Source organism: Micromonospora thermarum (genome assembly GCF_012034245.1).
Classification (GTDB): Bacteria; Actinomycetota; Actinomycetes; order Mycobacteriales; family Micromonosporaceae; genus Micromonospora; species Micromonospora thermarum.
This window is the reverse complement of sequence record NZ_JAATEO010000034.1, coordinates 1-26,471: the sequence shown is the minus strand read 5'-3', so window position 1 is coordinate 26,471 and position 26,471 is coordinate 1. Positions and strand designations below refer to the sequence as shown.

Sequence of the window (26,471 nt, the reverse complement as noted above, 5' to 3'; positions counted from 1 at the left end):
GTCGGCCGCCGGCTCCTCGCGACCGAGGAGGGCGGCCGGGGGCAGCCCGAGGTTCACCGGCCCGAAGGAGACGTCCTGCCGGACGCTGGCGGAGAAGAGCTGGTCGTCCGGGTCCTGCAACACCAGCTGGACCTGCTGCCGCAGTGCCCGCAGGCCGGCCCGGGTGTGCCGCACCCGGGCACCGGCGGCGGCGACGTGCCCGGAGCCGGGCGTCAGCGAGCCGGCCGCCAGCCGGAACAGGGTGGTCTTCCCGCCGCCGTTCGGCCCCACCACGGCCAGCCGCCGGCCCGCCTCCACCCGGAGGCTGACACCGGTGAGAACCGGACGCTCGGGCTGGTAGGCGAAGTGCACGTCGGACAGCTCCAGCAGCGGGCCGGTCACCACCGGGGCCCCAACCAGACGGTGGCGGCGACGATCGCCCCGAGCAGTCCCACGGTCGCCGCCACGAACGGCGGCGACACCCGGAGGACCTCCACCCTGCACCGCGAGCGATCCGCTGTATCCCCGCAACGCCAGCCCCTCCTCGAGTCGGTGGGCGCGGCTGAACGCCCGGACGAACACCGCTCCCGCCTGCCCGGCGAGGGAGCGGTAGGCGGTGCGCCAGGTCCGGAATCCGAGCCGCGGCCTGCGCCTCCCGGACCGTGCGCACGCTGTCCACCAGCAGGAAGAGCATCCGGTACGTCAGCGCCGCCGAACTCAGCGTCGCGGGGGCCACCACGACGGTCGATCCCGTCGAGTTCGCCGCCGCCGAACCGGACCCCCTCGCCGCCGACGAGGCGGAGCTGCTCTGCCACCTCGACCGCCATCACCCGCGGACGATCGAGCAGCTCTGCCGCCTGGTCGACCCACGCCACCGGCACGGCGTGCGACGGGTCGTCCCGGTCCGCCTCGATCGGCACGGACTCGTGCTCCGGATGGAGCACGCGAGCGGCCACCGGGACGTCCGGCTCGGGTTCGCCCCCGCGCTGCGCCACCCCGACGAGCTCGGCGGGCGCATCGCCGTGCTGCTCGACCACGGCGCCGCCTGCCCTCGCCGCGTCCGGACGTGGCCGACCTGACGCGGCGGCCGGCGCCGGAGCCGCCCGTACCCCCGATCACGACCGGGACGGTCGTGCCGCCCACTCGGCGGCCACCCGGTGCGGATCACCGGTCCGGAACTCCGGCGGCTCGTGCAGCAGGAAGTCCCGGTGGCTGATGTTCCAGGCGTAGGCCCCGGCCATGGCGAAGACCAGCACGTCCCCCACGCCGATCGGCCCCGCGGCGGTCGACCGGGACAGGATGTCCTTGGGGGTGCACAACTGCCCGACCACGGTGACCGGCCCGCCGTCGGTGCGGGGACCGTCGGCGTCCTGCCGTCGGTGCACCGTGAACGGCTGCGGATGCCCCTTCGCCGCCGGTGTACGCAGGTGGTGCGTGCCGCCCTCCACCACCACGAACCACTCGCCGTGCGAACGCTTCACGTCGACCACCTCGGCGAGGTACGCCCCGCAGTAGGCGGTGACCGACCGCCCCGGCTCGATTCGCAGCCGCAGCCCCGGGTGCGCGTCGAGGACGTCCGCCAGCGCCCGGCCGTAGCCCACCCAGTCGAACCTCGCCGTCGGGTCGGCGTAGTCGACGGCCATGCCGCCGCCGACGTCGACCTCCGCGGCGCCGACCTCGGCGACCGACCAACGGACGACGGCGGCGGCGACCGCGCCGGCGAGCGGGGCGTCCAGCCCGCTGGCCAGATGGGCGTGTACGCCCCGTACCTCGACGCCGGCCGGCGGATGGCGGACGCACTCCACCGCGTCGGCCGGGTCCATACCGAACGGGCTGGGCCCGCCGCCCATGACCAGGCTCGCACCGGGCGCGTCCACCGGGAGGTTCACCCGGAGCAGCACCCGGGCCGACGTGCCGGCGGCGATCGCCAGCGCGCCGAGGCGCCGCAGCTCGGCCGGCGACTCGACATGGATGCGGTCCACGCCCGCGGCCAGGGCGGCGGCGAGGTCCTCGTCGGTCTTGCCGGGCCCGGCGTACGCGGCCGGTACCCGTCCGGGCAGCACCTCGGCCATCCGCCGCAGTTCGCCGCGGCTGGCGGTCTCGAACCCGTCGACGACCGGGGCGAGGGTCCGCAGCACGCCCGGGTCCGGGTTCGCCTTGACGGCGTAGAGCAGCTCGACCGGCCGTGGCAGGGCAGCCCGGACGGTCCGGACGTGCGCGGCCAGCCCGTCGAGGTCGTGCACGTAGACCGGCCGGGTCACCGGAGCCTGCCGAACGGGTTCGGCACGGGCACGAACGGCGCGGCGCGGTCGGCGTCGCGCCGCCACCGCACCAGGAGGTTCGCCTTGGCCACCAGCGGCTCGCCGCGCAGCAGCGCCCGTAGTTCGGGCGGGTCGCCGAGGTCGGCGGCCACCGCCGCGACCACCGCCCCGACCTCCCGCCACAGCCGCGGTTCGATGCCCGGCCGCGCGTCGGCGAGCGCGCCGCAGATCCCCGCCAGGTGGTTGACGAACAGGCAGTAGACGACGCGGCGGAGAGCGTCCCGGGGCTCGTACGCGGCCTGCGACGGGACGCCGTCCGGCCAGTTGGCCCACCGGCCGGTGTCCAGCTTCACCCCCTCCAGGTCCCGCAGCAGCATCCGCACCGGGCGGCGTTCGGGATCGAGCACCACGACCACGTTCTGCAGGTGCGCCTCGTGCACGACGCCGTGACGGAGCCAGCTGTGCAGCACCACCGGCACGAGCAGCCCGACGTACGCCCGCCACCAGGCCACCGGGTCGGCCACCGCCAGTGGCGCGGCGGCCAGCGCCGCCGCCAGCAGCGGGGTGTCGCCTGGCCTCAGGTGCGGGCGCAGGCCGGTGCGCAGGATCGTGCCGTACGCCTCGTCCGCACCCGGAGCGTCGACCGTGCGGTAGGCGGGCTCGGCGAGCAGCGCGACCCCGGCCGGCATCGGCACCCGGGCCAGCAGTTCGGTCAGGGCGACCGCGCCGGTGAGCTCGTACCGCGCGTTCTTGCGCAGGCAGTTGGTGATCCGCACGTGCAGGCTGGTCTTGACGAACAGGTCGGCCTCGGGGGCGTAGAGGGTGCGGACGCTCGCCGTCGGCCGCACCGGAACGCCGGCCGGCCCCAGTCGACGGACCCGGGGATGCGCCGGTGGGATCAGCGACAGCTGCCAGGGATGCACCGGCAGCGCCCGGTGTCCGGCCGGCGGGCGCGGGGGTTCGAGGGCCGCCACCAGCGGGTCGAACGGTCCGGCGTCCGCGACCAGGTCGTCCGGGACCGCGAGCCAGTGCAGCCGGAACGCGGTGCGCAGCTCCGGCGCGTACGCCCGCCAGCGGTCCGGGTCACCGCTGCGCCACTTCGGGGCGGGGTGGTGCGGGTGGCCGAAGAGCAACGACTGTTCGGAGTCCACGTACGCGTCGATGGCGGGCTCCCCGCTCGGGGCGGGATCCCGTTCCGGCCGGTCGGCCAGCAGCCGGGTCACCGCGTCCCGGCTGGCCCGCACCTGCCCGACGAACTCGTCGTTCGTCCGGCCGGTGCGGGCGGTGAGTTCCGCGGCGACCAGCTCGGCCAGCCGGCTCGCGGCCAGGTCCGCCCACCGGTCGCCGTCGAGCCGCAGCTGCACCGGGCCGGCGTAGCGGTGCGCGCCGAGCGGTGAGATCCGCGCGACGGCGCAGCGCAGCGCCACGTCGAGGTGCCGCAGCCGGAGGACCGCCGCGCCCGCGCGCACGGTCACGTCGCCGTCGGGCAGGGCGATCTCGCGTACCAGGCAGCCGAAGACGGCGTGGGCGGCGGCCAGGTCGGCGCGCCGGTCGGTGCCGAGGCGTGGCCGGGGTGGCGACACCGTGTCCGTCATGGTGTCTCCCGCAGGTAGTTCGGGCCGGTACGCCGGTAGTACTTGTTGACGTCGGCGCAGCCGAGCCGCTGCTTCGGTAACAGGGTGCCGGCGGTGAGCATCGCCTTGACCGGCAGCCGGGCGGCGCGCAGCACCCGCTCGGTGAAGGACCGCGCCGCCGGCCCGTCGCCCCAGCGGTCGCGGGCCGCCGCCAACCTCGGTGCGAGCGCGGCGGCGGGCGACGGTACGCGTACCCCTCGGGCGGCGAGGGAGAGCAGGGGCGCCGCCGCGGCCAGATGCAGGGTGATGGTGATGAACACGTCGGCCAGCTCCTGCGAGTCGCGCGCCCACATCCGGTCGTCCCGCAGCGGGAGCCCACCGGGCCCGCGATGGCGCGGGTCCAGCCGGGCGCCGTCGTTGTCCTTGTAGAGCAGGCCGACCGTCCCGTCCGGGTGCACCAGCAGGTGGATGTTCTGCGGGTGGGCCTCGAGGGCCACCCCGTACCGTAGCCACAGGCAGACGTGCCAGTCGAGCAGAAGGTCCAGGTAGGACGCCACGAGGTCCGTGGGCCGCGCGGCGACCCGTTCGAGCACGGTGCCCGCCACCGGGTCGGGCGCGGCGAGGGCCGCGACCGGCACCACCTGGAACCCGGCCAGGTCGCGCGGGAACCGGCGGAGCAGGAAGCTGAGCCGCTCGTCGCCGCCGACGTGCCCGTAGGTGCTCTCGTCGGCGTGCCGGATCCGGCCGGTGAAGGCCGGTTCCGTGGTCGCGATCTGGTCGAGCAGCCCGGCGACCGCCTCGCCGTCGGCGAGGGTGTCGGGATGCAGGGTCCGCCGGTTCCGGGCGCCGAGGGTCGCGGTCGGCAGCGGCAGCTTCAGATGGGTGTACGGGTCGTGGGCGAGCGCCACCGTCCGCATGGAGAGGGTGGGCCGTACGGTGAGCGCCGGCAGGTCGGTCACCGGCAGCCCGTAGCGTTCCGCGGTGAGCGGGTGCACCGGCATCAGCACCCGGTCGGTCCCCCGCGCCCGCGGCCACCACTCGGGACGGTCACCGGTGAGCCGCACCGCCTCGGCGCGGGCGGCGTACCAGCGCAGGGCGAAGCGGGGCGCGTGCTCGGGGGCGTACCGGCGCAGGTCGTCGTCGCCGAGCCCGTGCCGGCAGCGGTCGGTGGGGTAGACCGGATGGCCGGCGTACGCGGCGAGCACGTCGTCGAGCAGCGCCGCCGGCATGCCGGCGGGGGTGGTGGCGCGTTCGGCCGCGACCGAGGCGAGCACCCGCCGCCGGGCCCCGGCGGCGAGCCGGCGGGCACCGAGGTCGGCGCGGCACTCGGCGGCGAACGCGGCCCAGCCGGCTTCGGCCTCCGGGTCGTCCCGCGGCGCGAGCAGGGCCAGCAGTCCGTCCAGGGTGTCCACATCGTGGGCGTCCCCGTCGGCGACGACGTGCAGCACGGGTGCGGCGCTGCGGAGGACCTGCTGGAAACCGTCCGCGCGGACCGGGATCCGCAGCAGCCCGGCCGGGTGCCGCACCTCCCACCGGCCGGGGCCGTCCGGTCGGCCGCGGCTGAGCAGGCCGAGGTGGTCCTCGCGCAGCAGCGCGTCGAGCACCCGGCGGAACACCTCCCGCTCGCTGTCGTCGGTCATCCGACGATCGTCCACCGCAGGCCGCGTCGGAAGGCGTCCAGGGCGTTCCGGACGGTGTCCCGGTCGGGGCCGATGGCGTGCAGCGCCGCGAGGTAGTCGCGGTTGGTGCCGGTCCGGTCGGCGACCCGGCCCACCTCCCGCAGGGGCCGGCAGGCCAGCCGGACGCCGTCCTCGACGGTGTCCAGCCGGCCGGGAGCGGTGGTGAGCCGGCCCGACCGGTCGGCGCAGACGTACTCGACGCGGGCGTGCCGCGCGACGGTGGCCGGGGCGGGCAGGTCGAGGGCGGTCAGCGGCTCACCGAGGTGCAGCCGGATGACGTGTTCGAACAGCGGCACGCCGAGCAGTTCGGCGAGGATCAGGTCCATCCGGTCGCCGATCAGGCGGTAGTTCACCTCGATCAGCCGCACCCGGCCGTCCTGGACGACGTACTCGGTGTGGCAGGCGCCGAAGCGCACGCCGAGCGCGTCGAGCCGCGCCCGGAGCTCGATGTCCTCCGGTGCCGCCGGGGGCGACCAGTCGAGGCTCGTCTCGGTGAACGTCGGTGGCGGGCCGAGGCCGGTGTGCCACCCGCCGAGGACGGCGAGGCCGGCCGCGTCGCCGAGGGTGTCGTACGTCCGCAGCTCGCCGGCGAGGTACTCCTCGACCAGCAGCGCGACGTCGGGCCGGCGGCGGCGGACCTCGGCGACCCGGGCCGCCAGCTCGCCGGGGTCGGTCACCAGGTACGCGTCCTCGCTGGCGACGCCGTCGCGGGGCTTGACGACGGCGGGGAACATCCCGTCCGGCACCGCGGGCACCGTTCCGGGGTCGACGGCGACGGCGCGGACCAGGTCGAGCCCGGCGGCGGCGACGGCCCGGCGGGCCGCGGCCTTGTCCTTGCAGAGCCGGGCGGCGTCGGGGTCCTTGCCGGGCAGGCCGAGCGTGCGGGCGGCGATCGCGGTCGCTTCCTGGAGGTGGTCGCTGTTGGACAGCAGCGCCGCGGGTCGGACCGCCGCCGCGACGAGGGCCTCCGCGTCGCGGACCGCGCACCGCGCCACCGGCGTGCCGTCGGGCCACTGCTCGGGCCGGTCGGTCAGCACGGTGACCGGCAGGCCGAGCGAGGCCGCCGCCGGGAGGAATCCTTCCAGGACGGCGTCGGTGGGGTTGAGCGCGGTGAGGTACAGCCGCATCCCGCCTCCGTCGACTTGTCGATCATCCTGGTTAGGGCAGCCTATCCTTCATCTGGTGTGTGAGCGTCTGTCGGGGGTGCCCCGGTCAGCCGTCGGCCGCCGGCACGACGCCCGACGGCGCGACGGACGGCAGCGGGACGGGCGGCGCCGCGACGGGTGGCAGCGGCACGGGCGGCGGCGCGGCGGCGTGGTCGGAGGAGCCGGACCGCTCCGCCCGGCGCAGCAGTCCGGCGGCGACCAGGCCGCCGACCAGGACGGCGGCCGCACCCACCGTCTGGCCGGTCCGCAGCGCGGCGGCAAAGGCGTCGGTGACGGCGTCGCGGTCCGGACCGGTGCCGGCGGCGGCGAGGGCCGCCGGGAACGATCCGGCGCCGGCCAGGGCGGCCGGCAGCAGGGCGGTGAACCGGGCGTTCAGCACGGCACCCAGTACGGCGACGCCGAGACTGCTCCCGACCTCGGTCATGGTGCCGTCGACGCCGGCCCCGGCACCGGCCTTCTGCGCCGGGATGGCGCTCATCACCGCCTCGACGATCGCCGGGTTCGCCAGCGCGCAGCCCGTGCCCATGACGAGCAACCCGCCCAGCAGCACCGGGTAGCCGTCGGACGGGGCGTGGGTGACGAGCGCGAGACCGCCCGCGAGCAGCGTCATGCCGACCGCGATGGCGGCCGGCAGCCCGAGCCGGCGGATCGCCACCGTGGCGACACCGCTGACGTTGAGCAGCACGATGGACAGCGCGAACGGCGTCATCCGCAGACCCGCCTCCCAGGCGGGGTAGCCGCGGACGAACTGCAGGTGCTGGGTGAGCAGGAACAGCGCGCCGGTGGCACCGAACGTGATCAGGACGACCCCGGAGACCGCGCCGACGAAGCGGCGGTCCCGGAAGAAGTGCATGTCGAGCATCGGGTCGGAGACCCGCCGCTCCCAGTGGACGAAGAGCCCCAGCAGGAGCAGGCCGGCGCCGCCCGTGCCGAGCACCTCGGCCGACGCCCACCCCCGCTCCGGCCCGGAGATGATCGACCAGACGACCGCCGTCAGGCCGGCGGTCGACAGCACGACACCGCCCACGTCGAGCCGCCCGCCGGCCGGGTCCCGGGACTCGGGTACCAGCGCCCGGCCGGCGACCAGGCAGACCAGCACGATCGGGATGTTCATCAGGAAGATGGCGCCCCAGGGCAGGTGCGCGAGCACGGCGCCACCGATCGGTGGGCCGGCGGCGAAACCCAGCGCGCTGGTGGCCGCCCAGATGCCGATGGCGCGGGACCGCTCGGCCGCGTCGAAGACCTGCATCGCGACCGCGAGGGTGGCGGTGACGAGCAGGGCGCCGCCGACGCCCATGCCGGCCCGGGCGGCGATCAACTGGGTGCCGGAACCGGCGAGCCCGGCGGCCAGCGAGCCGAGTCCGAACAGGACGAGCCCGGCGAGCAGCATCCGGCGACGCCCGTACCGGTCGGCGGCGCTGCCGGCGCTGAGCAGCAACCCGGACAGCACCAGCGCGTACGCGTTGATGATCCACTGCACGTCGGCGGTGCTGGCACCCAGCTCGGCGGTGAGCACCGGCACCGCCACGGTGAGGACGGTGTTGTCCAGCACCACGACGAGTTGGGCGAGACAGAGCACGGCCAGGATCCACCACCGGGTGGGGGGCCGGGGTGCGGCGTCGGCCGACCGGCCGGCGGCCGGTCCGGCGTGGTAAGCCGGGCCGGCCGCCGCGGTGGCCACCGGGTCGACGCTCATCGCGTCGGCGCGAAGCGGGCGAGGGGGTTGGTCAGGGTGCCCGCGAACTGGAGCGCGGCCGACGGGTCGGCCAGGTCGACCATCTGCTGGTTGTTGCGCAGCTGGAGCCGGTTGAGGCAGGACAGCGCGAACTCCTCGGCGAACAGGTCGTAGCGGCGCAGCCGGTCGGCCAGGTGCGGGACGCTGTCGGCGTAGTCGGCCGCGCACTCGGCGACCGTCCGCCAGAAGTCCTCCTCGACGAGGGTTCCGTCGGTGTCCAGGATGGCGGCGAGGTGGCGGAGGAAGCAGTCGAAGACGTCGGTGAAGATGGACAGGATCTTCTCGTCCTCCGGGATGGTGGCCCGGATCCGCCGTACCTGCTCCGGCAGGTCCGCCTCCGGGTTCATCACCACGATCTCCTCGGCGATGTCCTTGAAGACCACCCGTTCGACCGCCCCGTCGCGCAGGACGAGGATGACGTTCTCACCGTGCGGCATGAAGGCCAGGTCGTGCGCGTAGAGGCTGTGCAGCAGCGGCACCAGGTAGGCGTCCAGGTAGCGGCGCAGCCACACCGCCGCCGCCAGGCCCGACTCGGCGATCAGCGCACCGGCCAGCGAGCGGCCCGCGCGGTCGACGTGCAGCAGCGAGGCCATGGTGGCGAGCCGGCGGCCGGGCTCCAGGCCGGCGACCGGGCTCTCCCGCCAGAGCGCGGCCAGCATCTTCCGGTACGGGGAGTAGCGGTCGGTGGCGGCCTCGTACTGGCGGTGCCGGTAACCGATGGCGGCCCGCTCCCGGATGATCGACAGTCGGGTCCGCTTGAGTACGGGGTCGTTGTCGATCAGGTCGGCGAGCCAGTCGTTGATGGCCGGTGTCGCCTCCATGTACGCGGCGGACAGGCCGCGCATGAAGCCCATGTTCAGCACCGACAGCGCCGTCTTGACGTAGTGCTTCGTCGGGTCGGTGACGTTGAAGAACGTGCGGATCGACTGCTGCGCGAGGTACTCGTCCGGTCCCTCGCCGAGGCAGACCAGCCGGCGGCGGGCCACCTCGCCGGCGAAGGTGACCGCCAGCTTGTTCCACCACTGCCAGGGGTGCACCGGGACGAGCAGGTAGTCGGCCGGGTCCAGGCCGAGCCCGGTGAGGGTGGCCGCGAAGCGGGCGACCGTGTCGGCGCCCAGCTCGGCCCGTACCAGGGTGTCGTAGTCCAGGTCGGCGGCGCAGGTGAAGGTCGTGTGGTCCCGGTGGGCGGCAAGCCAGAGCAGCCGGACGGGCGCCGCGGCCTCCGGTGCGTAGCGGTGGTACTCGTGCACCCCGAACCCGATGCGGCCGTTGTTGGCCACGAAGCACGGGTGCCCCTCGGTCATGCCGGTCTCGACGGCCTGGAAGTCCGCCCCGGCGAGCTCGGCGGCGCTGACCGCCGGCTTGCCGAGCTTGTACGCGGTGCCGGCGAGCGTGGAGGTGATCTCCTCCAGGTACACCGGCAGGATCGCGTCGGTGAGGCCGAGCGCGTCGCGCAGGTCGAGACAGAGGTCGACGGCGTCCAGCGGCAGCTCCTCGCCGTCGCGGTGCCGGCTGATGCTGTCGGCGTCGACCTGCCAGTGGTCGAGGGCGAGCCGCCGGGCGGCGAACCGGTACGCCACCGTGCCGTCGTCGCTGCGCACGATCCACCGCCCGTCGCCGGCCGGCTCGGGGGCGATGAGGCGTTCGTGGGCGAACTCGGCGAGCGCCTTGCGCACCAGCAGCCGGTTGGCCGTGGCCCAGGCGTCGGGGGTCAGATGGTCCACGGATGCGGTGGCCTTCACGCGGGCACCCCTCCTCGGGTCGCGGCCAGGAACTGCTCGCGGGTGCAGACGCTGAGCAGTGCCTCCTTCTCGGGCTTGCGGATCGGGCCCACGACGGTGAAGCCCACGGCGGCGTTGAGCGCGTGCACCGCCGTGTTGCGCACGTCGGGCTCGACGACGACCCGCCGGGTCGCCGGGTCGGCGAAGAGCCACGCCATGACGGTCGTGATCACCGCCCGGGTGAAGCCGCGCACCGGGGTGTCGGTGGGGGCGCAGAGGAAGTGCATGCCGACGTCGCCGCCCGCCGCGTCGTACAGGCCGACGAGCTCGACCCGGGCGGGGTCGTACCGTTCGGCGAGGAAGGCGGGCGCGCCGCGCCACAGACCCAGGTACGCGTCGTGGTGCGGGTGGGCGGCGATCCGCCGGTACTCCTCGGCGACCCGTTCCACGTCGGCGTCCTGCATCAGCCAGAACGCCGCCTTGGGATGGGTCACCCAGCCGTGCAGCAGCGCCGCGTCGGCGTCGGCGTCGAGGGGGCGCAGCGCGAACACGCCGAGCCGGTCGTCGACCCGCGTGAACCCGGTCATGACAGCGCCCCCGCGGGCGCGCCGAACTCCTGGAAGGCGATGGCCTTCTCGACGGGGTAGTGCTCGCGGCCGAGCAGCTCGCGGATGATCCACGAGTTGCGGTAGGGGCCCATGCCCAGGTCGGGCGAGGTGATGCTGTGGGTGTGGGTGCCGGCGTTCTGGAGGAAGATCCCGCGGCCGGTGTGGTCGATGCTGTAGTTGCGGGCGACGTCGAAGCGGCCGTGGGAGTCCCAGCGGATCCGGTCGCGGACCGGCTCCAGGAACCCGGGGATCCGGTAGTGGTAGCCGGTGGCCAGGACGAGGCCCTCGGTGTCCAGGGTGAAGTCCCGTCCCTGCTCGACGTGGCGCAGATTCAGGTGGTACCGGCCGGTCGAGGCGTCGTGGGCGGCGCTGGTCAGCTCGGTGTTGGTCAGCAGGCGGGTCCGCACCGGGCCGTCGAGACTGCGGGCGTAGAGCAGATCGTAGATGTCGTTGATCAGGTCGGAGTTGATCCCCTTGAACAGGCCCTTCTGCGCGGACTCCAGCCGGTAGCGGGTGTCCTCCGGCAGGGCGTGGAAGTAGTCCACGTAGTCCGGTGAGGTCATCTCCAGGGTGAGCTTGGTGTACTCCAGGGGGAAGAACCGGGGCGACCGGGTGACCCAGTTCAGCTGGTAGCCGTACGTGTCGATGTCGGCGAGCAGGTCGTGGTAGATCTCGGCGGCGCTCTGCCCGCTGCCGACGATCGTGATGCTGCGCTTCGCCCGCAGCGCGTCCCGGCTGTCGAGGTACCGCGAGTTGTGGATCAGGTCGCCGCCGAGACCCGCGCAGGAGTCCGGGACGTACGGCGGGGTTCCGGTGCCGAGCACCAGGTGGCGGGCCCGGTAGGTGGCGCTCCCGTCGGCCGTGTCGGCGTGCACCACGTAGCGGCCGTCGGCCTCGTCGTACTCCACGGCGGTGACGGTGTGCCCGAACCGCAGGTTCGGCAGCTTCGCGGCGGCCCACCGGCAGTAGTCGTTGTACTCCGCGCGCAGCGGGAAGAAGCTCTCCCGGATGTAGAACGGGTAGAGCCGTCCGCTCTCCTTCAGGTAGTTGAGGAAGGAGTACGGCGAGGTCGGATCGGCGAGGGTCACCAGGTCGGCGATGAACGGCGTCTGCAACCGGGTCGACTCGAGCAGCATCCCGGGATGCCAGTCGAAGCCGTCCCGGGTCTCCAGGAAGACGCCGTCGAGGTCGTCGATCGGTGCGGTCAGGCAGGCCAGGCCCAGGTTGTACGGGCCCAGCCCGACGGCGATGAAGTCGTGGGTCGACATCGGGTCTCCAAGCGGCGGGTGTCAGCCGACCGGGCAGGACAGCTCGGCGGCGGCCGTGGTCTGCGCGTACCAGGCGGCGTGGTCGGCGATGAGGTCGAGAACGTGGGCGATGTCGTCCACGCTGGTCTCGGGGTTGAGCAGGGTGAACTTCAGGTAGTGGGCACCGTCCACCTTGGTGCCGGCGACCAGGGCCGCGCCGGAGGCGGCCAGAGCGTCCCGGGCGTGCAGGTTGGCGTCGTCGACCAGGCTCGGGCCGGCCCCGGGCGGGAGGTAGCGGAAGACCACGGTGCTCAGCTGGGACCGGGCCGCCACCTCGAAGCGGGGGTCGGCGTCCAGCAGCCGCCACGCCTCGGCCGCGAGGTCGACGACCTGGTCGAAGAGCGCCCCGACGGCGTCCGGGCCCATGATCCGCAGGGTGAGCCAGAGCTTGCACGCGTCGAAGCGGCGGGTGGTCTGGATGCTCTTGTCGACCTGGTTGGGGATGCCCTGCTCGACCGCCCGGGCGGGGTTGAGGTAGTCGGCGTGCCAGGTGGCGTGTCGCAGCACCCGGCCGTCACGGACGAGCAGGGCGCTGGAGCTGACCGGCTGGAAGAACGACTTGTGGTAGTCGACGGTCACCGAGTCGGCCCGCTCGATGCCGTCGAGGAGGTGCCGGCGGGTGGGGGAGACCAGAAGACCGCACCCGTACGCGGCGTCGACGTGCAGCCACACGCCGGCCGCCGTGCAGATGTCGGCGATCTCCGGCAGCGGGTCGATGGTGCCGAAGTCGGTGGTGCCGGCGGTGGCGACGACCGCCATCACCACCAGGTCGTCCCGCCGGCAGCGGTCGATGGTCCGGGCCAGCTCGTCGGTCCGCATCCGGCGCCCGGCGTCGGTGGGCACGGTGAGCACCGCGTCCGCGCCCAGGCCGAGCAGCTTGGCGGCCTTCTGCACGCTGAAGTGCCCGGCGGCGGAGGTGATGATCCGCAGCCGGCTCAGCACCTCCGTGCGGGCCGGGCGGGCGGTGGCGCCGCCGACCACCCGCCGGTACGCCTCCTCGCGGGCCAGCAGCATCGCCTGCAGGTTCGACTGGGTGCCGCCACTGGTGAACACCCCGTCGGCGGTGGTACCGAGACCGATCCGCCCCGCCGTCCACTCGATCAGGCGCCGCTCCATCAGCGTCGCGCCGACACTCTGGTCCCAGGTGTCCAGTGAGGAGTTGACCGCGCTGAGCACTGCCTCGCCGAGCAGCGCCGGGATCACCACCGGGCAGTTCAGGTGCGCCAGGTACCGCGGGTGGTGGAACCACACCGCGTCCCGCAGCCAGACGTCGTGCAGTTCGTCGAGGGCGGCGTCGGTGTCGTGCAGCGGCCGGTCCAGGTCGATGCCGGCGATCAGGGGAGCCAACGTGTCCGGTGTGACGCCGGTGAACGGCCGGTCCGCACCGGCCACCCGGTCGGCCACCCGGTCCATGCCCCGGGTCAGCGCGCGCCGGTAGTGCGCGACCGAGCCGGCGTTGAACAGGTGGGCCCGAGCGGTGGACAGGTCCGGCCCCGCCCCGGTCGGCGAGCTGTCGAGCGTGCTTCCGGTCAGGCTCATGCAGGTCCTCAGCGGTCAAAGTGGACACAGGTTCGGCGACTGGCGCCGGAGATTAGGTTAGCCTAACCTAAGTTACGATCAAGATGGCGGGGCGAGGTCTACGCCACAATCGCCGGGTCACTCACCGTCGACGGCTCGTCGGGCGCCCCCGGCGCGGGAGAAAGCGGCCGGCGGAAACGCCGCCCCCTCACGTGGCGCGCCAGTAGCCGAGGGAGGTGACCTGGTGCTTGCCGAGGCCCAGGGAGCGCCGGATGTGCCGGGTGATGGTGCGCGTGCTGGCCGCCTCGCAGGCGACCCAGTAATGGGCCGAGTCGCTGGCGGGCAGGGCGGCGCAGACGGCGTCGACCAGGTGCTGCCCGGCCTGCCGGCGGGGCAGCCAGGTGACGTCGTGATGCGCCCTGGCGCGCGGCGCGAGCGCCTTCTCGCCCTCGTGGGCGTACTCCAGCCAGACCGTCGCCGGGATGTCGGCTCCGGCGTCGAGCAGGCTGTTCACCGCGGGCAGGGACGCCGCGTCGCCGACCAGGTAGAGGTGCTCGGGCGTCGGGTCCGGCAGGTGGAACGCACTGCCCTGCACGGTCGCGTCGATGGTGTCGCCGACCTGCGCCGTGGTGGCCCAGCGGGCCGCGCAGCCGTCGTGGATGGCGAACTCGAGGCTGAACCGCCCGCTGGCCGGGTCGGGGTCCACCAGCGTGTACGCGCGCTGGTGCGCCCGGCCGTCGTTGTCGAACCACAGCCGGATCCACATCGTGGGGTGGACCCCGCAGGCTTCCAGCAGGCCGCCACCGTCGAGGAGCAGCCGCTGGTAGTGCCCGTCGATCGACTCCGTGCCCAGCACGGTCAGCCGAAAGTCCCGGCCTCCCATGGCCTTCAGGACCAGGGCCTCCCAGTTCCGTTTCACGCACCCTCCAGGTAAGGCCAACCTCAGTTAGGGCAGGTTAACCTAAGTCGCGTGCTCGGCGGAAGGCGCGTGTCACCCACCGCGACCGGTAGCGACGCCGAGATCGACATGCCGGACAAGCGCGCCCAACTCGCGTTCCTGACCCGCGCCCGCTTCGAGGCGGACCACCCCGTCCCGGCCTGACCCGCCGGTCAGGACGGCGGGGCACGGCTCGGCGGGCGCCTCCCGAGGCAGGCCTGGGCGGCGGCATCCGTCGTGGCTGTTGCGGTTCACGCATGATCTCCGATTCATAGATGACGTGCTGTCGCATCCGAGGAGAAATCTCATGCCGATCGCCCGGTTACTCGCCGGCACCGCGGTGGCCACCGCGCTCGTGGCCGTCGCCGCCGTCCCCGCGAGCGCGGCTGTCAACGATCCGTTGTACGACAAGCAGTGGGGCCTGCAGCAGATCCACGCCGAACAGGCCTGGCGGACCAGCACCGGGGCCGGTGTGGTGATCGCGGTCGTCGACACCGGCGTCGACCTCGGGCACCCGGACCTGAGGTCCAAGCTCGTGCCGGGCGCCACGTTCATCGACTGCGGGCCGGCGCCCTGCGGCAACGGTGACTGGCGCGGCCCCAACGGCGTGCCCGACGCCTCGGACGAGCACGGCACCCACGTGGCGGGCATCGCCGCCGCGGCCACCGGCAACGGGGCCGGTGTCGCGGGAGCCGCGCCGGACGCGAAGATCATGCCGATCAAGGTGCTGGAGGCGGGCAGTGGCAGCTTCGCCGACATCGCCGCCGGCATCCGGTACGCCGTCGACCACGGCGCCAAGGTGGTCAACCTCAGTCTCGGCGCACTGCCCGGCGCGCAGGCCCTCACCCTGACCGGGCTCGAGTCCGCCGCGACCGAGGCGATCGCGTACGCGCGGACGAAGGGCGTCGCCGTCATCGCCGCCGCCGGCAACGAGACGTCGCCGCTGTGCGCCACCCCGGCCTGGGAGGCCGGCGCGCTCTGCGTCGCCGCCACCGACCGCAACGAGGTGAAGGCGCCGTACTCCAACCTGGGCGTGAAGCTCGACCTGAGGGCCGTCGCCGCCCCGGGCGGTGCCGGCGCCGTCACCTGTGACGACGACGTGTGGTCCACCGTCCCGAGGGGCACCGGCTCGGCCGGCTGCGGGCAGGGCGACTACGACGCCTACGCGGGCACGTCGATGGCCACGCCGTACGTGGCGGGGGTGGCTGCGCTGCTCTTCGCCCAGCAGCGCAGCCTCGACAACGTGTACTCGGTGCTGATGTCGACCGCCCGTACCCCCGTCCTGGGACTGCGCGGCGTCTACACGCCGCTGTACGGCTGGGGCATCGTCGACGCCCAGGCCGCCGTCGCCGCGCCCCGCACCTGACGGTCGCCGGCTGCGGTCACCGGGGACGCCCCAGCCCGGCCGAACCTCGCCGGGCTGGGGCGTCGCCCGACGGCCGGACCGCTGGCCTCCTCCTCCGCGCGGGAGGTGCTTTAGTTGACGCCATGCCCAACCCCGCGATCCTCACCGTCGACGACGACCCGGCCGTCTCCCGGGCGGTCGCCCGCGACATCCGTCGCCGCTACGGCGACCGCTACCGGGTGGTCCGGGCCGACTCCGCCGAGGCGGCGCTGGAGGCGCTGCGCGAGCTGAAGCTGCGCGGCGAGCAGGTGGCCGTGCTGATCGCCGACTACCGGATGCCCCAGATGAACGGCATCGAGTTCCTTGAGGCCGCGATGGATCTGTTCCCCAGCGCCCGTCGGGTCCTGCTGACCGCGTACGCCGACACCGACGCCGCGATCAACGCGATCAACGTCGTCGACCTCGACCACTACCTGCTCAAGCCGTGGCACCCGCCGGAGGAGAAGCTCTACCCGGTGCTGGACTCGCTCCTGGAGGCCTGGCTGGCCACCGGCGCGACGCCCACCAGTGACCTGCGCGTCGTCGGGCACCGCTGGTCGGCCCCGTCGTTCGCGGCGCGTGACTTCCTGGCCCGCAACCTGGTGCCGTTCCGGTGGGTGCTCGCCGACGAGCCCGAGGGGGCCGAGCTGCTCGCCGCGGCGGGGACGAGTGCGAACGACGTACCCCTGATCGTCACGGCCGACGGGAAGTCGCTGGTGCAGCCGACGGAGGCCGACCTCGCCGCCCACGTCGGGCTGGCCACGACGCCGGCGGCCGACTTCTACGACCTGGTGGTCGTCGGGGCCGGTCCGGCCGGGCTCGGCGCCGCCGTCTACGGCGCCTCGGAGGGGCTGCGGACGGTGCTGATCGAACGTCGGGCCACCGGTGGCCAGGCCGGGCAGAGCAGCCGCATCGAGAACTACCTCGGCTTCCCCGACGGTGTCTCCGGCGCCCAGCTGACCGACCGGGCCCGCCGCCAGGCGCTGCGGTTCGGCGCCGAGCTGCTCAGCGCCCGCGAGGTGGTGGCCCTGGAGGACGGCGGTGTGGCGCGGGTGCTGCGGTTCGCCGACGGAAGCACCGTCGCCGCCCACACGGTCGTGCTCGCCACCGGCGTCTCGTACCGGATGCTCACGGCACCCGGTCTGGCGGAGCTGACCGGACGCGGCTGCTTCTACGGCTCGGTGGCGAGCGAGGCGCCGAACTGCTCGGGCGAGGACGTCTACATCGTGGGCGGGGCGAACTCGGCCGGCCAGGCGGCCGTGCACTTCTCCCGGTACGCCCGGCGGGTGCACCTGCTGATCCGCGGTGCCGACCTGACCCGGTCGATGTCCAGCTACCTGATCGAGCAGATCGCGCGGATCGACACCATCGAGGTCCACCCGACCACGGAGGTGGTCGGCGGAGCCGGTGGGAAGCACCTGGAGCAGCTGACCCTGCGCGACACCCGCACCGGTGACGTCCGGAACGTCGACACGTCGTGGCTGTTCGTGTTCATCGGAGCGGAGCCCTGCACGGACTGGCTCGACGGCGCGGTCGCGCGCGACCGGCGCGGCTTCGTCCTCACCGGCCCCGACCTGACCCGGGGCGGCCGCCGGCCGCCGGGCTGGACCCTGCCACGCGACCCGTACCACCTGGAGTCCAGCATGCCGGGCGTCTTCGCGGCTGGTGACGTACGGGCGGAGTCGGTGAAGCGGGTGGCCTCGGCCGTCGGCGAGGGCGCGATGGCGGTGTCGCTCGTGCACCGGTACCTGGAGGCGCAGTGACCACGGAAGCGGACCGGCTCACGCCGGAGGAGCTCAGGAGCCTCTTCCTCTTCGAGGCGCTCACTCCCGAGCAGTTGGCGCACCTGTCCGAACACGGCCGGGTGGAGCGGCGCCGCGCCGGTGAGCCCGTGTACGTCGAGGGTGACCGGGCGAGCTGCTTCTACGTCCTGCTCGACGGCACCGTGGCGGTGCGGCGCCGGGTGCAGGGCGACGACGTCGAGATCAGCCGCACCAGCCAGCGCGGCGTGTACGGCGGCGCCACGCAGGCGTACATCGGGGACCTGGCCGACCAGCGGTACGCCAACAGTCTCCTCGCGGTGACCGACTGCGACGTCTTCGCCCTGCCCGCCGCCGTCATCGCCGACGTGATGCGCACCTGGTTCCCGATGGCCACCCACCTGCTGGAGGGACTGTTCATCGTGATGCGGACCATGCACACGGTCGTCGGTGAGCGGGAACGGCTGCTGGCCCTGGGCGCTCTCTCGGCGGGTCTGACGCACGAACTCAACAACCCGGCGGCGGCCGCGGTCCGGGCGACCTCCGCGCTGCGCGGCCGGGTCGCGAAGATGCGGCACAAGCTCGCGATGATCGCCGACGGTCGGCTCGACGGCCGGCGCCTGCACGACCTGGTCGCGTTGCAGGAGGACGCCGTGAAGCGCGCGGCCGAGGCGCCGTCGCTGACGCCGCTGGCGGCCAGCGACGCCGAGGAGGAGCTCGCCGACTGGCTCGACGAGCATGGCGTCCGGGGTGCGTGGGAACTCGCGCCGACGCTGGTCGCCGGCGGCATCGACAGCGGCTGGTTGCGCCAGGTGGACGCCGCGGTCGGCGGCGACGACGTCGAGTCGGCGATCCACTGGATCGCGTACACCATCGACACCGAACTGCTGATGGGTGAGATCGACGACGCGGTCTCCCGGATCTCCGGGCTCGTCGACGCCGCGAAGCAGTACTCCCAGCTGGACCGGGCGCCCTACCAGACCGTCGACGTCCACGACCTGCTCGACGCCACCCTGGTCATGCTCCAGGCCAAGATCCCGCCGGGGGTGCGGGTGGTGAAGGAGTACGACGGGAGCCTGCCCGCCGTCCCGGCGTACGCCGCCGAGCTGAACCAGGTCTGGACCAACCTGATCGACAACGCGCTCGCCGCGATGGGGGAGACCGGCACCCTGACCGTCCGGACCGGCCGCGAGGAGGACCGGCTGGTCGTGGAGATCCGCGACACCGGCGGCGGGATCCCGCCGGAGATCCGGCCCCGGATCTTCGAACCGTTCTTCACGACCAAGCCCGTCGGCGAGGGCACCGGCCTCGGGCTGGACATCTCCTACCGCATCGTCGTGAACAAACACCACGGCGACATCCGGGTACGGTCCCGGCCGGGCGACACCCGGTTCACCGTGCTGCTGCCCACGGAGGCGGCGTAGCCGCGGTCGCCTACTGCTCCCGCAGGTCACCCACCACCGACTCGCCGGCGGCGCGACGGAGTGGACGCTGCCGGCCGAGGTCCTCGGTCTCCTGGACCAGGTAGTGCGGCCGGCGCTTGGTCTCGTAGTAGATCCGGCCGATGTACTCGCCGATCACGCCCAGGATCGTCATCTGGAGGCCACCGAGACCGATCACGCTGACGATGATCGTGGTGTAGCCGGGGACGTCGATTCCCTTGCTGACGGCGTCCGCGACCACCCAGGCCATGTACACGACCGCGATCAGCGTGAGGAACAGGCCGCCGTAGATCGCCAACCGGAGCGGGCGGTTGTTGAACGACAGCAACCCGTCGAACGCGTAGTTGAACAGCTTGCCGAACGTCCACCGGCTCCGGCCCGCCTGCCGGGACTCGTTGCGGTGCGCGACCACCACCGTCCGGAAGCCGATCCAGGAGAACAGCCCCTTGGAGAACCGGTTGTACTCCGGCATCGCCAGGACCGCGTCCACCGCGAGCCGGGACAGCAACCGGAAGTCACCGGCCCCGTCCAGGAGCCGCACGTCGATCCACCAGTTGACCATCCGGTAGAACGACCGCGAGGCCAACATCCGCAGGAGCCGGTCACCGCGCCGGTCCCGCCGGGCGATCACCTGGTCGAAACCCTGCCGGTACAACGCCACCATGTGCGGCAGCAACCGTGGCGGATGCTGCAGGTCGGCGTCCATGATGACGACCGCGTCGCCGCTGGCCCGCTCCAGGCCGGCCAGCATCGCCGCCTCCTTGCCGAAGTTCCGGCTCAGCGACGTGTAGCGCACGGACGGATCGGCGGCGGCGAGCCGGCGCAGCGCCACGAGGGTGCCGTCCTCGCTGCCGTCGTCGACGTACACCACCTCGAGGTCGACGTCGGACAACTCCGCGGCCGCGGCGGTCACCGCGGTGTGCAGCCGCTCCACCGACGCTTCCTCGTTGTAGCAGGGCACCACGATCGACAGGCGCACGTCCGTCACCCCGCCCGGCCCGTGGATGCCCGGCCGGCGCGCGGCCCGGTGCCGCGGTCACAGGCGATAGACCAGCACACCGTCGATGTCCTCCCGGGTGATGCCCAACCCGTCGACCGGCCGGGACGCGATGCCCTCCCACGGTGTGCCGGCGGTCCAGCCCGGCAGGGCCACCACCGACCGCACCCCGATGCTCCGCAGGTACGCCACGCTGCCCGCGTCGGGGAAGGTGGCCGTCGCGGCCCGCGTCCGCGCCTGGGTGACGGGCTCGAAGCCGGCCAGCCCGTTCGTCACCCGGGGGAAACCGTCGGTCGTCCACGCCATGACGACCAGGTCGAGCGCGCCACCGGCGGGCAGCACCAGCATCGGCTCCGCCGCCGTGCGCAGCGCGGCCGGAGGCGGCGGGACCACCGGATGCGGCGTCCGGTTGACCCCCTCCAGGCCGACGAGGGCCAGCGGCACCAGCAGGACCACGGCCGCCAGGTACCGTGCCCCGCGGGCCGACCACCGGCCCACCTCGCCGGCGAGCGCCGTCACCGCGCCCGCGGCCAGCACCGCCAGCAGCAGGCTCGTCCAGTGCATCATCCGGCCCGGCGTCCGCAGCGCGTCCCAACCGGGCAGGTGCTCGGACAACGTCAGGTAGCCCGGATCGCCGTCCCCGCCGAGGGTGGCGCCCAGGCCCAGCAGCACCGTGCCGAGCACGCCGAGCCCCACCGCGACCCGGTGCCGGGCCGGGTACACCGACAGGAACAGCCCCGCCCCGGCCAGCCCGAGCAGGGTCATCCCGGGCAGCAACGCCATCTCCGGCGGCCAGGCCAACTGGTCCCGTGCCGTGGCGTGCCGCTCGCCCCACAACCACGAGTCCGCCGGGGCGGTGACGAACCCGATCAGGGGCGGCGAGAAGTGCCTCGTCCAGTCCAGCGTCCGCTCGGCCTGCGGATTGAGGTCCACGACCCGCAGGTAGACCAGGCCCAGCAGCAGCGTCACCGCCCCGAAGACGGCGCCGCCGGCCAGATCCGCGACCAGCAGCCGCCGGCCGAACGCCGGTCGCCGCCTCCTCCGCCACCACGACCAGCCGTAGCCGCCGGCCGCGACCAGCACCCCGGCCAGCAGGAAGTAGACCAGCGGCAGCCCGATGGCGAAGCCCAGGCCGACCTGCCAGGCGGCGACGAGCCACCCCGCCAGCGCCCAGCCCGGCCGCCGCCGTTCCGGCCGGTAGCCGTGCCGCAGCGACCAGCCGTGACCGCGGGCCAGCATCGCCAGGCACAACGCGATCCCACCGCTGGACAGGATGTTCAGGTGACCGGCGTGCGCCAGGCGCCACGGCGCGAACGCCCACGCCAGCCCGGCGACCGCCCCGCCCCACCGGCCCGCGCCGAGCTGACGGACCAACGCGTACGCCCCGACGAACGCCAGCGCGTGCACCAGCACGTACATCACGTTGTACCGGACCAGGGCGGCCTCGAAGCCCGAGCCGAGCATCCCCGCCGGGGCGTACCCGAGCAGCGTGTCGCTGTAGGCGTACGTGTACGGCTCGGGGAAGAACGTGTTCGAGTGCCAGAGGCCGGACGCGGTGGTGAGCAGGGCGTGCCCGCCCCAGGCGAGCTGCCACGCCTGCAGGGTCGGGTCGCCGATGTCGCCGGGGACCGTGCTCGCCGGATGGCGCAGCGTCGGCCAGGTCAGCACCACCGCCAGCAGCAGCCCGCCGAGCACCGACAGCGTCCACTCGTGCCGCAGCCACCGCCAGCGGCCCCACCGGTCGGGGCTCCCGGTGGCGGGAACGTCGTCGCGGTCGGCGATCTCGGCGGGCGGCAGCGCATCCGTGGACCCGGTGGTCATGAAGATAGATGTTCCACGATGTGAGCGGATCTGTCGATCCACATTCCGAGAATTGGGCTCGGCGACCGGGGCTGCTGCCACCTGCGCCGCGACTCGCACCGGACCACGTCGTGGACGTGCTCGGGATGCGCCCGGCGATCGTGCGACGATCGTCGGACGGCATGCGACCGGACCGTGCCGCCGCTCTGCCCGCAACCGGCGGCGTGCAGTCGGCGGTACGGCACCACACCTCGTACCCCTTTGGAGAGCACGATGTCCCTCTCGCCGGCTCGGGTCTTCGCCGCGCTGAACGCGGTGCGACCGCCCGACCAGCCCTCGCCGGTCATGAACAAAGCCGTCGTGATCGGCGGCAGTGTCGCCGGGCTACTGGCCGCCCGGGTTCTGTCCGACTACGCCGAGAGCGTCGTCATCATCGACCGTGACGACCTGCACGTGACCGGCGGCCGGCCGGGCGTGCCACAGGGGACGCAGCTGCACGCGCTGCTGCCCGGCGGCTTTCTCCAGTTCGAGCGGCTGTTCCCCGGATTCCGGGAACAGGCCGTCGCGGAGGGGGCGATCGAGGCTCCACCCGAGGCGCGGCGGAACTACCTCGACGGCCGGCTGAAGGTCGTCGTACCCGACGACGCCGACAGCCTGGCCGGCAGCCGGCCCCTCCTGGAAGGGCTGATCCGCCAGCAGGTGCTCCGGCTGCCCAACGTCAAGACCGTCCGCGCCCGCGCCACCGGTCTCGTGTTCGACGGTGCCGTGACCACCGGGGTCCGCTGCGACGTCGGTGGTGCGTCCGGGGTCGAGCGGGGTGACCTCGTGGTGGACGCCATGGGGCGGTCGAGCCGGCTGTCCGAGTGGCTGGAGCAGGCCGGCTGGGAGCGGCCCCTGACGCGGCGGATGACCGTGCACCTCAACTACGCGACCGCACTGTTCCGACGTCGCGAGACGCACCCGGATCTCACGGTCGTCCTGGCCCTGCACAGCCCGAGGGTCTCGTCGGACGTGGCCGGTGCGGCGTTCTTCGCCATCGAGGACGGCCGGTGGATGGCCATGATGGCCGGTTACGGGGACAACCGCCCGGGGCACACCGCCGAGGACTTCGTACGCCGGCTGCGGGAGCAGTTCCCGCCGGAGTTCGGCGAGGTCGCCGGGAGCGAGATGCTCGGCGACGTGCGGACCTACCGCCATGCCGACAGCCGGCGGCGCGAGTTTCACGCGCTGACGCGGTTCCCGGCCGGGCTCGTCAGCGTCGGTGACGCGGTCGCGTCGTTCAACCCCGTGTACGGGCAGGGGATGACCGCGGCGGCGCTGCACGCGGCCTGCCTGTCGACGTACCTGCGGTCGAACCCGGATCCGGCCCTGCCCGCACGCCGGTTCTTCGCCCTGCAGAAGGTCGTCGTCGACGCCGCCTGGTCGCTGTCGACCTCCGCCGACCTGGCGCTGCCGCACGTCGACGGGCCCTACCCGCGCGGCTACCGGCTCTCCAGTTGGGTCAGCCGGCAGATCATCGACGCCACCGTCACGGACGTGGGGATCGCGCGGCGGTTCAACGAGGTCGTCTCCATGCGCGAGCACCCCGGGACGCTGGCCACACCCGGCGTGATACTCGGTGCGCTACGCGCCAACCTGCGCGCGCGCTGACCGGGCCGCCCGCTCGGCGGAGACCCACTCGGGCGGTTGCCGGGGTTCCGTGCGGAACCCCGGCATCCGCCCCGGCGCGGTCAGCGGCCCTGGAGGGCCTTGACGTTGTCCCCGAAGGTCCAGCCCTTCGAGCCGTCCCAGTTCAGTGACCAGGTCATCAGCCCCTTCAGGCCACCGCGGTAGGTGTTCCACGCCTGGGCCACCGCCGACGGGGCCATCCAGCCGCCACCGGCGCCGGGCTGTGCCGGCAGGCCGGGGACCTGCTTGTCGTACGGGACGCGGATGGTCGTGCCCTGGATGACCAGCCCGGCGTTGAGACAGTCGGTCTGGGCGACGAAGCCCTGCACCGTTCCGGCCGCGTACGAGTCACCGGAGCAGCCGTACATGCTGCCGTTGTAGTACTGCATGTTCAGCCACCAGAGCCGGCCGTTGTCGGCGTACCGCTTGATGATCGGCAGGTACGCGCCCCAGATCGACCCGTAGGTCACGCTGCCGCCGGTGACGTACGCGGTCTCCGGCGCCATGGTGAGGCCGAAGGTGGGCGGCATCTGCGCGAGCACGCCGTCGATGATCCGGATCAGGTTCGCCTGCGACGTGGAGAGCTGGGCGATGTTCCCGCTGCCGGTGAGGCCGGTCTCGATGTCGATGTCGATGCCGTCGAAGTTGTACCGCTTGAGGATCGGCACGATGGTCGCGACGAACCGGTCGGCGACCGCCGCCGAGCCGAGGTCGATCCCGGCGGTGGCGCCGCCGATCGACATCAGGATGGTCAGCCCGGCGGCCTTGGCCCGGCACATCTCGGCGGGGGTGGGCACCCGCACCGTGGCGTCCATGCCGTCCTCCCACAGCACCGTGCCGTCGGCGCGGATCACCGGGAACGCCGCGTTGATCACGTTGTAGCCATGCGCGGGGATGCGCGGGTCGGTGATCGGGATCCAGCCCAGCGGCGGGTGGACCCCGTTCGACGCGCCGTCCCAGTTCTCCCAGTAGCCCTGGAGCACCTTGCCGGCCGGCTTCGACTTGCCGGCACAGGTGTCGGGACCGGGCGGGGCGGGCGTTCCGGTGGGCGTGGGTGTGGGTCTGGGTGTGGGTGTGGGTGTGGCGGTGGGCGTCGGGGTGGGGGAGGGCGGTGGCGTGCCGTCGCACGCCCCGAGGTCGGTCCACAGTGACGGCGTGGCCGCCGGGTTCCAACCGGCGCCGGGGGGTGGGGTGTGCGTCACCAGCGCCTGGTACAACCGGCCGGCGTAGGTCACGCGGCTGCCGGCGGAGTAGCTGACACCCTCCGCCCAGGCCGGCGCGGTGCAGGCGACCAGCGTGGTGCTCGGTCCACCGGTGGCGGCGGCGAAGCTGTCGACCCGTGGCAGGGCCGCGACGGCGGCGACCAGCGCCGCGCCGGCCACGAGGGCGGGAACCGCCCGTCGAAGTCCCATGGCGTACCTCCTCATCGATTGATGGGAGGCTATCAATTAACTTTGTTAAAAATAAGAGTCGACCGTCTCGGGGGTTGTGCGGCATAGCGGAATGACGTGTCATTCCTGTATGGCCCGAACCGCCGACCCCCACCGCCGACAGTCCATCCTCGACGCCGCCCACTCGGTCTTCGCCCGCAAGGGCTACGCCGCCACCGGCATCGCCGACGTCGCCGGGGAGTTGGGCATCGGCCACGGCACCGTGTACCGGTACTTCCAGAACAAGCGCGACGTCGCCGCCGCGGTGCTGGACCGGGCGCTCGAGCGGATCGCGGCGGTGGTCACGGCGGAGGACGCGACGGCCACCCGCTCCCTGGCCGAGTACCGGGCGCAGGTGGAGCGGATCGGTCACCGGCTGTACGAGCTGTTCGCCGCCGACCGGGCGCTCGGCCGGCTGGTCTTCCACGATCTCGGCGCCGTCGACGACGACCTGCGGGAGCGCCTGCACGCCGCCCACGAGACGTTCGCCGAGTACACCGCGGCATACCTCCGGAACGGCGTGGCCAAGGGGTTCCTCCGCGCCGACCTGGACGTGGACACGACCGCGCGGGTGGTCAACGGAATGATCTTCGAGGGTGCCGCCCAGGTCACCCGGACCGACGATCCGCGGCCCCTGCGCGACCGGTGGATTCGTGCCGTGGTCGCGCTGATGTTCGACGGAATCGCCCAGCACGGAGAGCTCGGGAGGAGCGAACATGGTCCAGGTTGACGTCTTCTGGTCGTACGCGATCGGCGCGGGTTTCGGTACGGCGGCCGCTCACGCGGCCGTCGCCGAACCGGTCCGGCCCCTGTTGTCCGACCGTCGGTTCACCACGACGGTGCTCTTCCTGGCGTGCCTCTTCGCGCCCAGCGGGCTGTGGCTGGTGTGGCAGTTCACCGGTTGGGAGACCATGCACGCGGCGGCCGCGCCCGCCGACCTGCCGGCCTGGTTGGTCGCGGCCTTCGCGGTGACCAACGTGACCCAGGGGATCGTCGGGTACGCCGTGACCCGGCACCTGTGGCGTAGCGGGCACCGGTATCTCTCGTGGCTGCAGATGCCGCTGGGTTACTTCGGGATGTTCTTCGTGCTGGCGTACGGCTGGGACGGCACCGGGTACCGCCGGTTCTTCGCGCCCACGACGGCAGCGTGGCGGGCCGGTTCCTTCGATCCGCTCGCGTTCCTGACCAGCCCGGTGGCCCTCACGCTGTACGGCATGGGTGCGATCCTGATCCCGACGATGCTGTGGCTCCAGGCGGGATGGTGGGCCGGCGACGGGCTCGGTCGGGCGCGCGTCGTCGGACTGCTGCTGGTCGCGACCTTCAGCCTCGGACTCGGTACGGCGGCCGTCGCCGCCGTGGTGCTGCGTACCCTCGGCGTGCTGCCGGGCCTTCTCGCGTGCGCCGTGCTTCTGGTGGCCGCCTTCCATCCGCGCGGGCTCGCCGGCCTGCTGGCACGCACCTTCCCGCTCGCGATCAGGCGGCCTGTCCCGGCGTCGGCCGCACCC

General features: G+C 73.4%; 19 protein-coding genes and 4 pseudogenes. 8 read left to right on the top strand and 15 right to left on the bottom strand.

The annotated features are described in order from the left end of the window. Nucleotides 1-39: 39 nt before the first annotated feature. Both HCJ94_RS24735 and HCJ94_RS29705 read right to left on the bottom strand, forming a co-directional pair. A pseudogene (locus HCJ94_RS24735) lies at nucleotides 40-384 on the bottom strand (ATP-binding cassette domain-containing protein); the annotation flags it as partial. Continuing rightward, a pseudogene (locus tag HCJ94_RS29705) lies at nucleotides 378-700 on the bottom strand (CbiQ family ECF transporter T component); the annotation flags it as partial. The pseudogenes HCJ94_RS29705 and HCJ94_RS24735, both read right to left, overlap by 7 nt. Here HCJ94_RS29705 and HCJ94_RS24725 point away from each other — a divergent pair. Then, nucleotides 681-1,058 (top strand): annotated as a pseudogene (locus HCJ94_RS24725) (DUF2470 domain-containing protein); the annotation flags it as partial. The pseudogenes HCJ94_RS29705 and HCJ94_RS24725 sit on opposite strands and share 20 nt — an antisense overlap. Nucleotides 1,059-1,094: 36 nt before the next feature. Here HCJ94_RS24725 and HCJ94_RS24720 read toward each other — a convergent pair. The 10 genes from HCJ94_RS24720 to HCJ94_RS24675 all read right to left on the bottom strand — a co-directional run bounded on the left by HCJ94_RS24720 (nucleotide 1,095) and on the right by HCJ94_RS24675 (nucleotide 14,467). Beyond that, nucleotides 1,095-2,240: an alanine racemase gene (locus HCJ94_RS24720; protein ID WP_168003442.1), complete on the bottom strand. Its 1,146-nt coding sequence runs from the start codon at nucleotides 2,238-2,240 to the stop codon at nucleotides 1,095-1,097. Next, nucleotides 2,237-3,835 carry an IucA/IucC family protein gene (locus HCJ94_RS24715; RefSeq protein ID WP_168003441.1) on the bottom strand — a complete coding sequence of 533 codons (1,599 nt, stop codon included), beginning with the start codon at nucleotides 3,833-3,835 and terminating at the stop codon, nucleotides 2,237-2,239. The genes HCJ94_RS24720 and HCJ94_RS24715 overlap by 4 nt, the downstream gene beginning before the upstream one ends. Continuing rightward, nucleotides 3,832-5,454 carry an IucA/IucC family protein gene (locus HCJ94_RS24710; protein WP_168003440.1) on the bottom strand — a complete coding sequence of 541 codons (1,623 nt, stop codon included), beginning with the start codon at nucleotides 5,452-5,454 and terminating at the stop codon, nucleotides 3,832-3,834. Before HCJ94_RS24710 ends, HCJ94_RS24715 begins: the two co-directional genes overlap by 4 nt. Then, a complete protein-coding gene (locus HCJ94_RS24705) occupies nucleotides 5,451-6,620 on the bottom strand; it encodes an ATP-grasp domain-containing protein (protein ID WP_168003439.1) in 1,170 nt (389 codons plus the stop codon). Before HCJ94_RS24705 ends, HCJ94_RS24710 begins: the two co-directional genes overlap by 4 nt. Nucleotides 6,621-6,705: 85 nt before the next feature. Beyond that, nucleotides 6,706-8,355, bottom strand: coding sequence for an MFS transporter (locus HCJ94_RS24700; protein WP_168003438.1), 1,650 nt, complete (start codon nucleotides 8,353-8,355; stop codon nucleotides 6,706-6,708). Then, nucleotides 8,352-10,136, bottom strand: coding sequence for an IucA/IucC family protein (locus HCJ94_RS24695; protein ID WP_168003437.1), 1,785 nt, complete (start codon nucleotides 10,134-10,136; stop codon nucleotides 8,352-8,354). The genes HCJ94_RS24700 and HCJ94_RS24695 overlap by 4 nt, the downstream gene beginning before the upstream one ends. Beyond that, nucleotides 10,133-10,702: a GNAT family N-acetyltransferase gene (locus tag HCJ94_RS24690; protein ID WP_168003436.1), complete on the bottom strand. Its 570-nt coding sequence runs from the start codon at nucleotides 10,700-10,702 to the stop codon at nucleotides 10,133-10,135. Before HCJ94_RS24690 ends, HCJ94_RS24695 begins: the two co-directional genes overlap by 4 nt. Further along, nucleotides 10,699-11,991 carry a lysine N(6)-hydroxylase/L-ornithine N(5)-oxygenase family protein gene (locus HCJ94_RS24685; protein ID WP_168003435.1) on the bottom strand — a complete coding sequence of 431 codons (1,293 nt, stop codon included), beginning with the start codon at nucleotides 11,989-11,991 and terminating at the stop codon, nucleotides 10,699-10,701. The genes HCJ94_RS24690 and HCJ94_RS24685 overlap by 4 nt, the downstream gene beginning before the upstream one ends. 21 nt (nucleotides 11,992-12,012) lie before the next feature. Further along, complete coding sequence (locus HCJ94_RS24680; RefSeq protein WP_168003434.1) at nucleotides 12,013-13,569, bottom strand: pyridoxal phosphate-dependent decarboxylase family protein; 1,557 nt, start codon at nucleotides 13,567-13,569, stop codon at nucleotides 12,013-12,015. A gap of 187 nt (nucleotides 13,570-13,756) precedes the next feature. Continuing rightward, a complete protein-coding gene (locus tag HCJ94_RS24675) occupies nucleotides 13,757-14,467 on the bottom strand; it encodes a siderophore-interacting protein (protein ID WP_168003433.1) in 711 nt (236 codons plus the stop codon). A gap of 96 nt (nucleotides 14,468-14,563) precedes the next feature. Here HCJ94_RS24675 and HCJ94_RS24670 point away from each other — a divergent pair. The 4 genes and pseudogenes from HCJ94_RS24670 to HCJ94_RS30975 form a co-directional block, all read left to right on the top strand. Beyond that, nucleotides 14,564-14,650 (top strand): annotated as a pseudogene (locus HCJ94_RS24670) (GNAT family N-acetyltransferase); the annotation flags it as partial. Nucleotides 14,651-14,792: 142 nt separating this feature from the next. After that, nucleotides 14,793-15,851 carry a S8 family serine peptidase gene (locus HCJ94_RS24665; protein WP_168003432.1) on the top strand — a complete coding sequence of 353 codons (1,059 nt, stop codon included), beginning with the start codon at nucleotides 14,793-14,795 and terminating at the stop codon, nucleotides 15,849-15,851. Nucleotides 15,852-15,973: 122 nt separating this feature from the next. After that, nucleotides 15,974-17,632 (top strand): NAD(P)/FAD-dependent oxidoreductase, encoded by a 1,659-nt coding sequence (locus HCJ94_RS24660; RefSeq protein WP_168003431.1) that lies wholly within the window; start codon nucleotides 15,974-15,976, stop codon nucleotides 17,630-17,632. After that, nucleotides 17,629-19,053: an ATP-binding protein gene (locus HCJ94_RS30975; RefSeq protein WP_168003430.1), complete on the top strand. Its 1,425-nt coding sequence runs from the start codon at nucleotides 17,629-17,631 to the stop codon at nucleotides 19,051-19,053. The genes HCJ94_RS24660 and HCJ94_RS30975 overlap by 4 nt, the downstream gene beginning before the upstream one ends. A 10-nt stretch (nucleotides 19,054-19,063) precedes the next feature. Here the strand turns inward: HCJ94_RS30975 and HCJ94_RS24650 are convergent, their stop codons facing one another. Together HCJ94_RS24650 and HCJ94_RS24645 are read right to left on the bottom strand one after the other, a co-directional pair. Beyond that, complete coding sequence (locus HCJ94_RS24650; RefSeq protein WP_309227416.1) at nucleotides 19,064-20,059, bottom strand: glycosyltransferase family 2 protein; 996 nt, start codon at nucleotides 20,057-20,059, stop codon at nucleotides 19,064-19,066. 48 nt (nucleotides 20,060-20,107) lie between these two features. After that, on the bottom strand, nucleotides 20,108-21,889 hold the full coding sequence (locus tag HCJ94_RS24645; protein ID WP_168003429.1) for a hypothetical protein: 1,782 nt from the start codon (nucleotides 21,887-21,889) through the stop codon (nucleotides 20,108-20,110). Between the two features lie 252 nt (nucleotides 21,890-22,141). Here HCJ94_RS24645 and HCJ94_RS24640 point away from each other — a divergent pair, with 252 nt between their 5' ends. After that, nucleotides 22,142-23,518 (top strand): FAD-dependent oxidoreductase, encoded by a 1,377-nt coding sequence (locus HCJ94_RS24640; protein WP_205801866.1) that lies wholly within the window; start codon nucleotides 22,142-22,144, stop codon nucleotides 23,516-23,518. A gap of 80 nt (nucleotides 23,519-23,598) precedes the next feature. Here HCJ94_RS24640 and HCJ94_RS24635 read toward each other — a convergent pair whose 3' ends face one another. Next, entirely contained in the window at nucleotides 23,599-24,948 is a 1,350-nt protein-coding gene (locus HCJ94_RS24635; RefSeq protein ID WP_168003428.1) for a carbohydrate-binding protein, read from the bottom strand. Nucleotides 24,949-25,057: 109 nt separating this feature from the next. On the opposite strand from HCJ94_RS24635, the gene HCJ94_RS24630 reads away from it, so the two are divergent. Both HCJ94_RS24630 and HCJ94_RS24625 read left to right on the top strand, forming a co-directional pair. After that, on the top strand, nucleotides 25,058-25,696 hold the full coding sequence (locus HCJ94_RS24630; RefSeq protein WP_168003427.1) for a TetR family transcriptional regulator: 639 nt from the start codon (nucleotides 25,058-25,060) through the stop codon (nucleotides 25,694-25,696). Beyond that, nucleotides 25,683-26,471 (top strand): hypothetical protein (locus HCJ94_RS24625; RefSeq protein WP_168003426.1); only part of this gene is annotated, 789 nt, incomplete at its 3' end. The genes HCJ94_RS24630 and HCJ94_RS24625, both read left to right, overlap by 14 nt.

What these genes read in the sequence shown, in the direction of transcription:
- HCJ94_RS24715 (WP_168003441.1), bottom strand. Translation starts at nt 3,835, where the DNA reads ATGACGGACACGGTGTCGCCACCCCGGCCACGCCTCGGCACCGACCGG.
- HCJ94_RS24710 (WP_168003440.1), bottom strand. Translation starts at nt 5,454, where the DNA reads ATGACCGACGACAGCGAGCGGGAGGTGTTCCGCCGGGTGCTCGACGCG.
- HCJ94_RS24705 (WP_168003439.1), bottom strand. Translation starts at nt 6,620, where the DNA reads ATGCGGCTGTACCTCACCGCGCTCAACCCCACCGACGCCGTCCTGGAA.
- HCJ94_RS24700 (WP_168003438.1), bottom strand. Translation starts at nt 8,355, where the DNA reads ATGAGCGTCGACCCGGTGGCCACCGCGGCGGCCGGCCCGGCTTACCAC.
- HCJ94_RS24690 (WP_168003436.1), bottom strand. Translation starts at nt 10,702, where the DNA reads ATGACCGGGTTCACGCGGGTCGACGACCGGCTCGGCGTGTTCGCGCTG.
- HCJ94_RS24685 (WP_168003435.1), bottom strand. Translation starts at nt 11,991, where the DNA reads ATGTCGACCCACGACTTCATCGCCGTCGGGCTGGGCCCGTACAACCTG.
- HCJ94_RS24680 (WP_168003434.1), bottom strand. Translation starts at nt 13,569, where the DNA reads ATGAGCCTGACCGGAAGCACGCTCGACAGCTCGCCGACCGGGGCGGGG.
- HCJ94_RS24665 (WP_168003432.1), top strand. Translation starts at nt 14,793, where the DNA reads ATGCCGATCGCCCGGTTACTCGCCGGCACCGCGGTGGCCACCGCGCTC.
- HCJ94_RS24660 (WP_168003431.1), top strand. Translation starts at nt 15,974, where the DNA reads ATGCCCAACCCCGCGATCCTCACCGTCGACGACGACCCGGCCGTCTCC.
- HCJ94_RS24645 (WP_168003429.1), bottom strand. Translation starts at nt 21,889, where the DNA reads ATGACCACCGGGTCCACGGATGCGCTGCCGCCCGCCGAGATCGCCGAC.
- HCJ94_RS24640 (WP_205801866.1), top strand. Translation starts at nt 22,142, where the DNA reads ATGTCCCTCTCGCCGGCTCGGGTCTTCGCCGCGCTGAACGCGGTGCGA.
- HCJ94_RS24635 (WP_168003428.1), bottom strand. Translation starts at nt 24,948, where the DNA reads ATGGGACTTCGACGGGCGGTTCCCGCCCTCGTGGCCGGCGCGGCGCTG.
- HCJ94_RS24630 (WP_168003427.1), top strand. Translation starts at nt 25,058, where the DNA reads ATGGCCCGAACCGCCGACCCCCACCGCCGACAGTCCATCCTCGACGCC.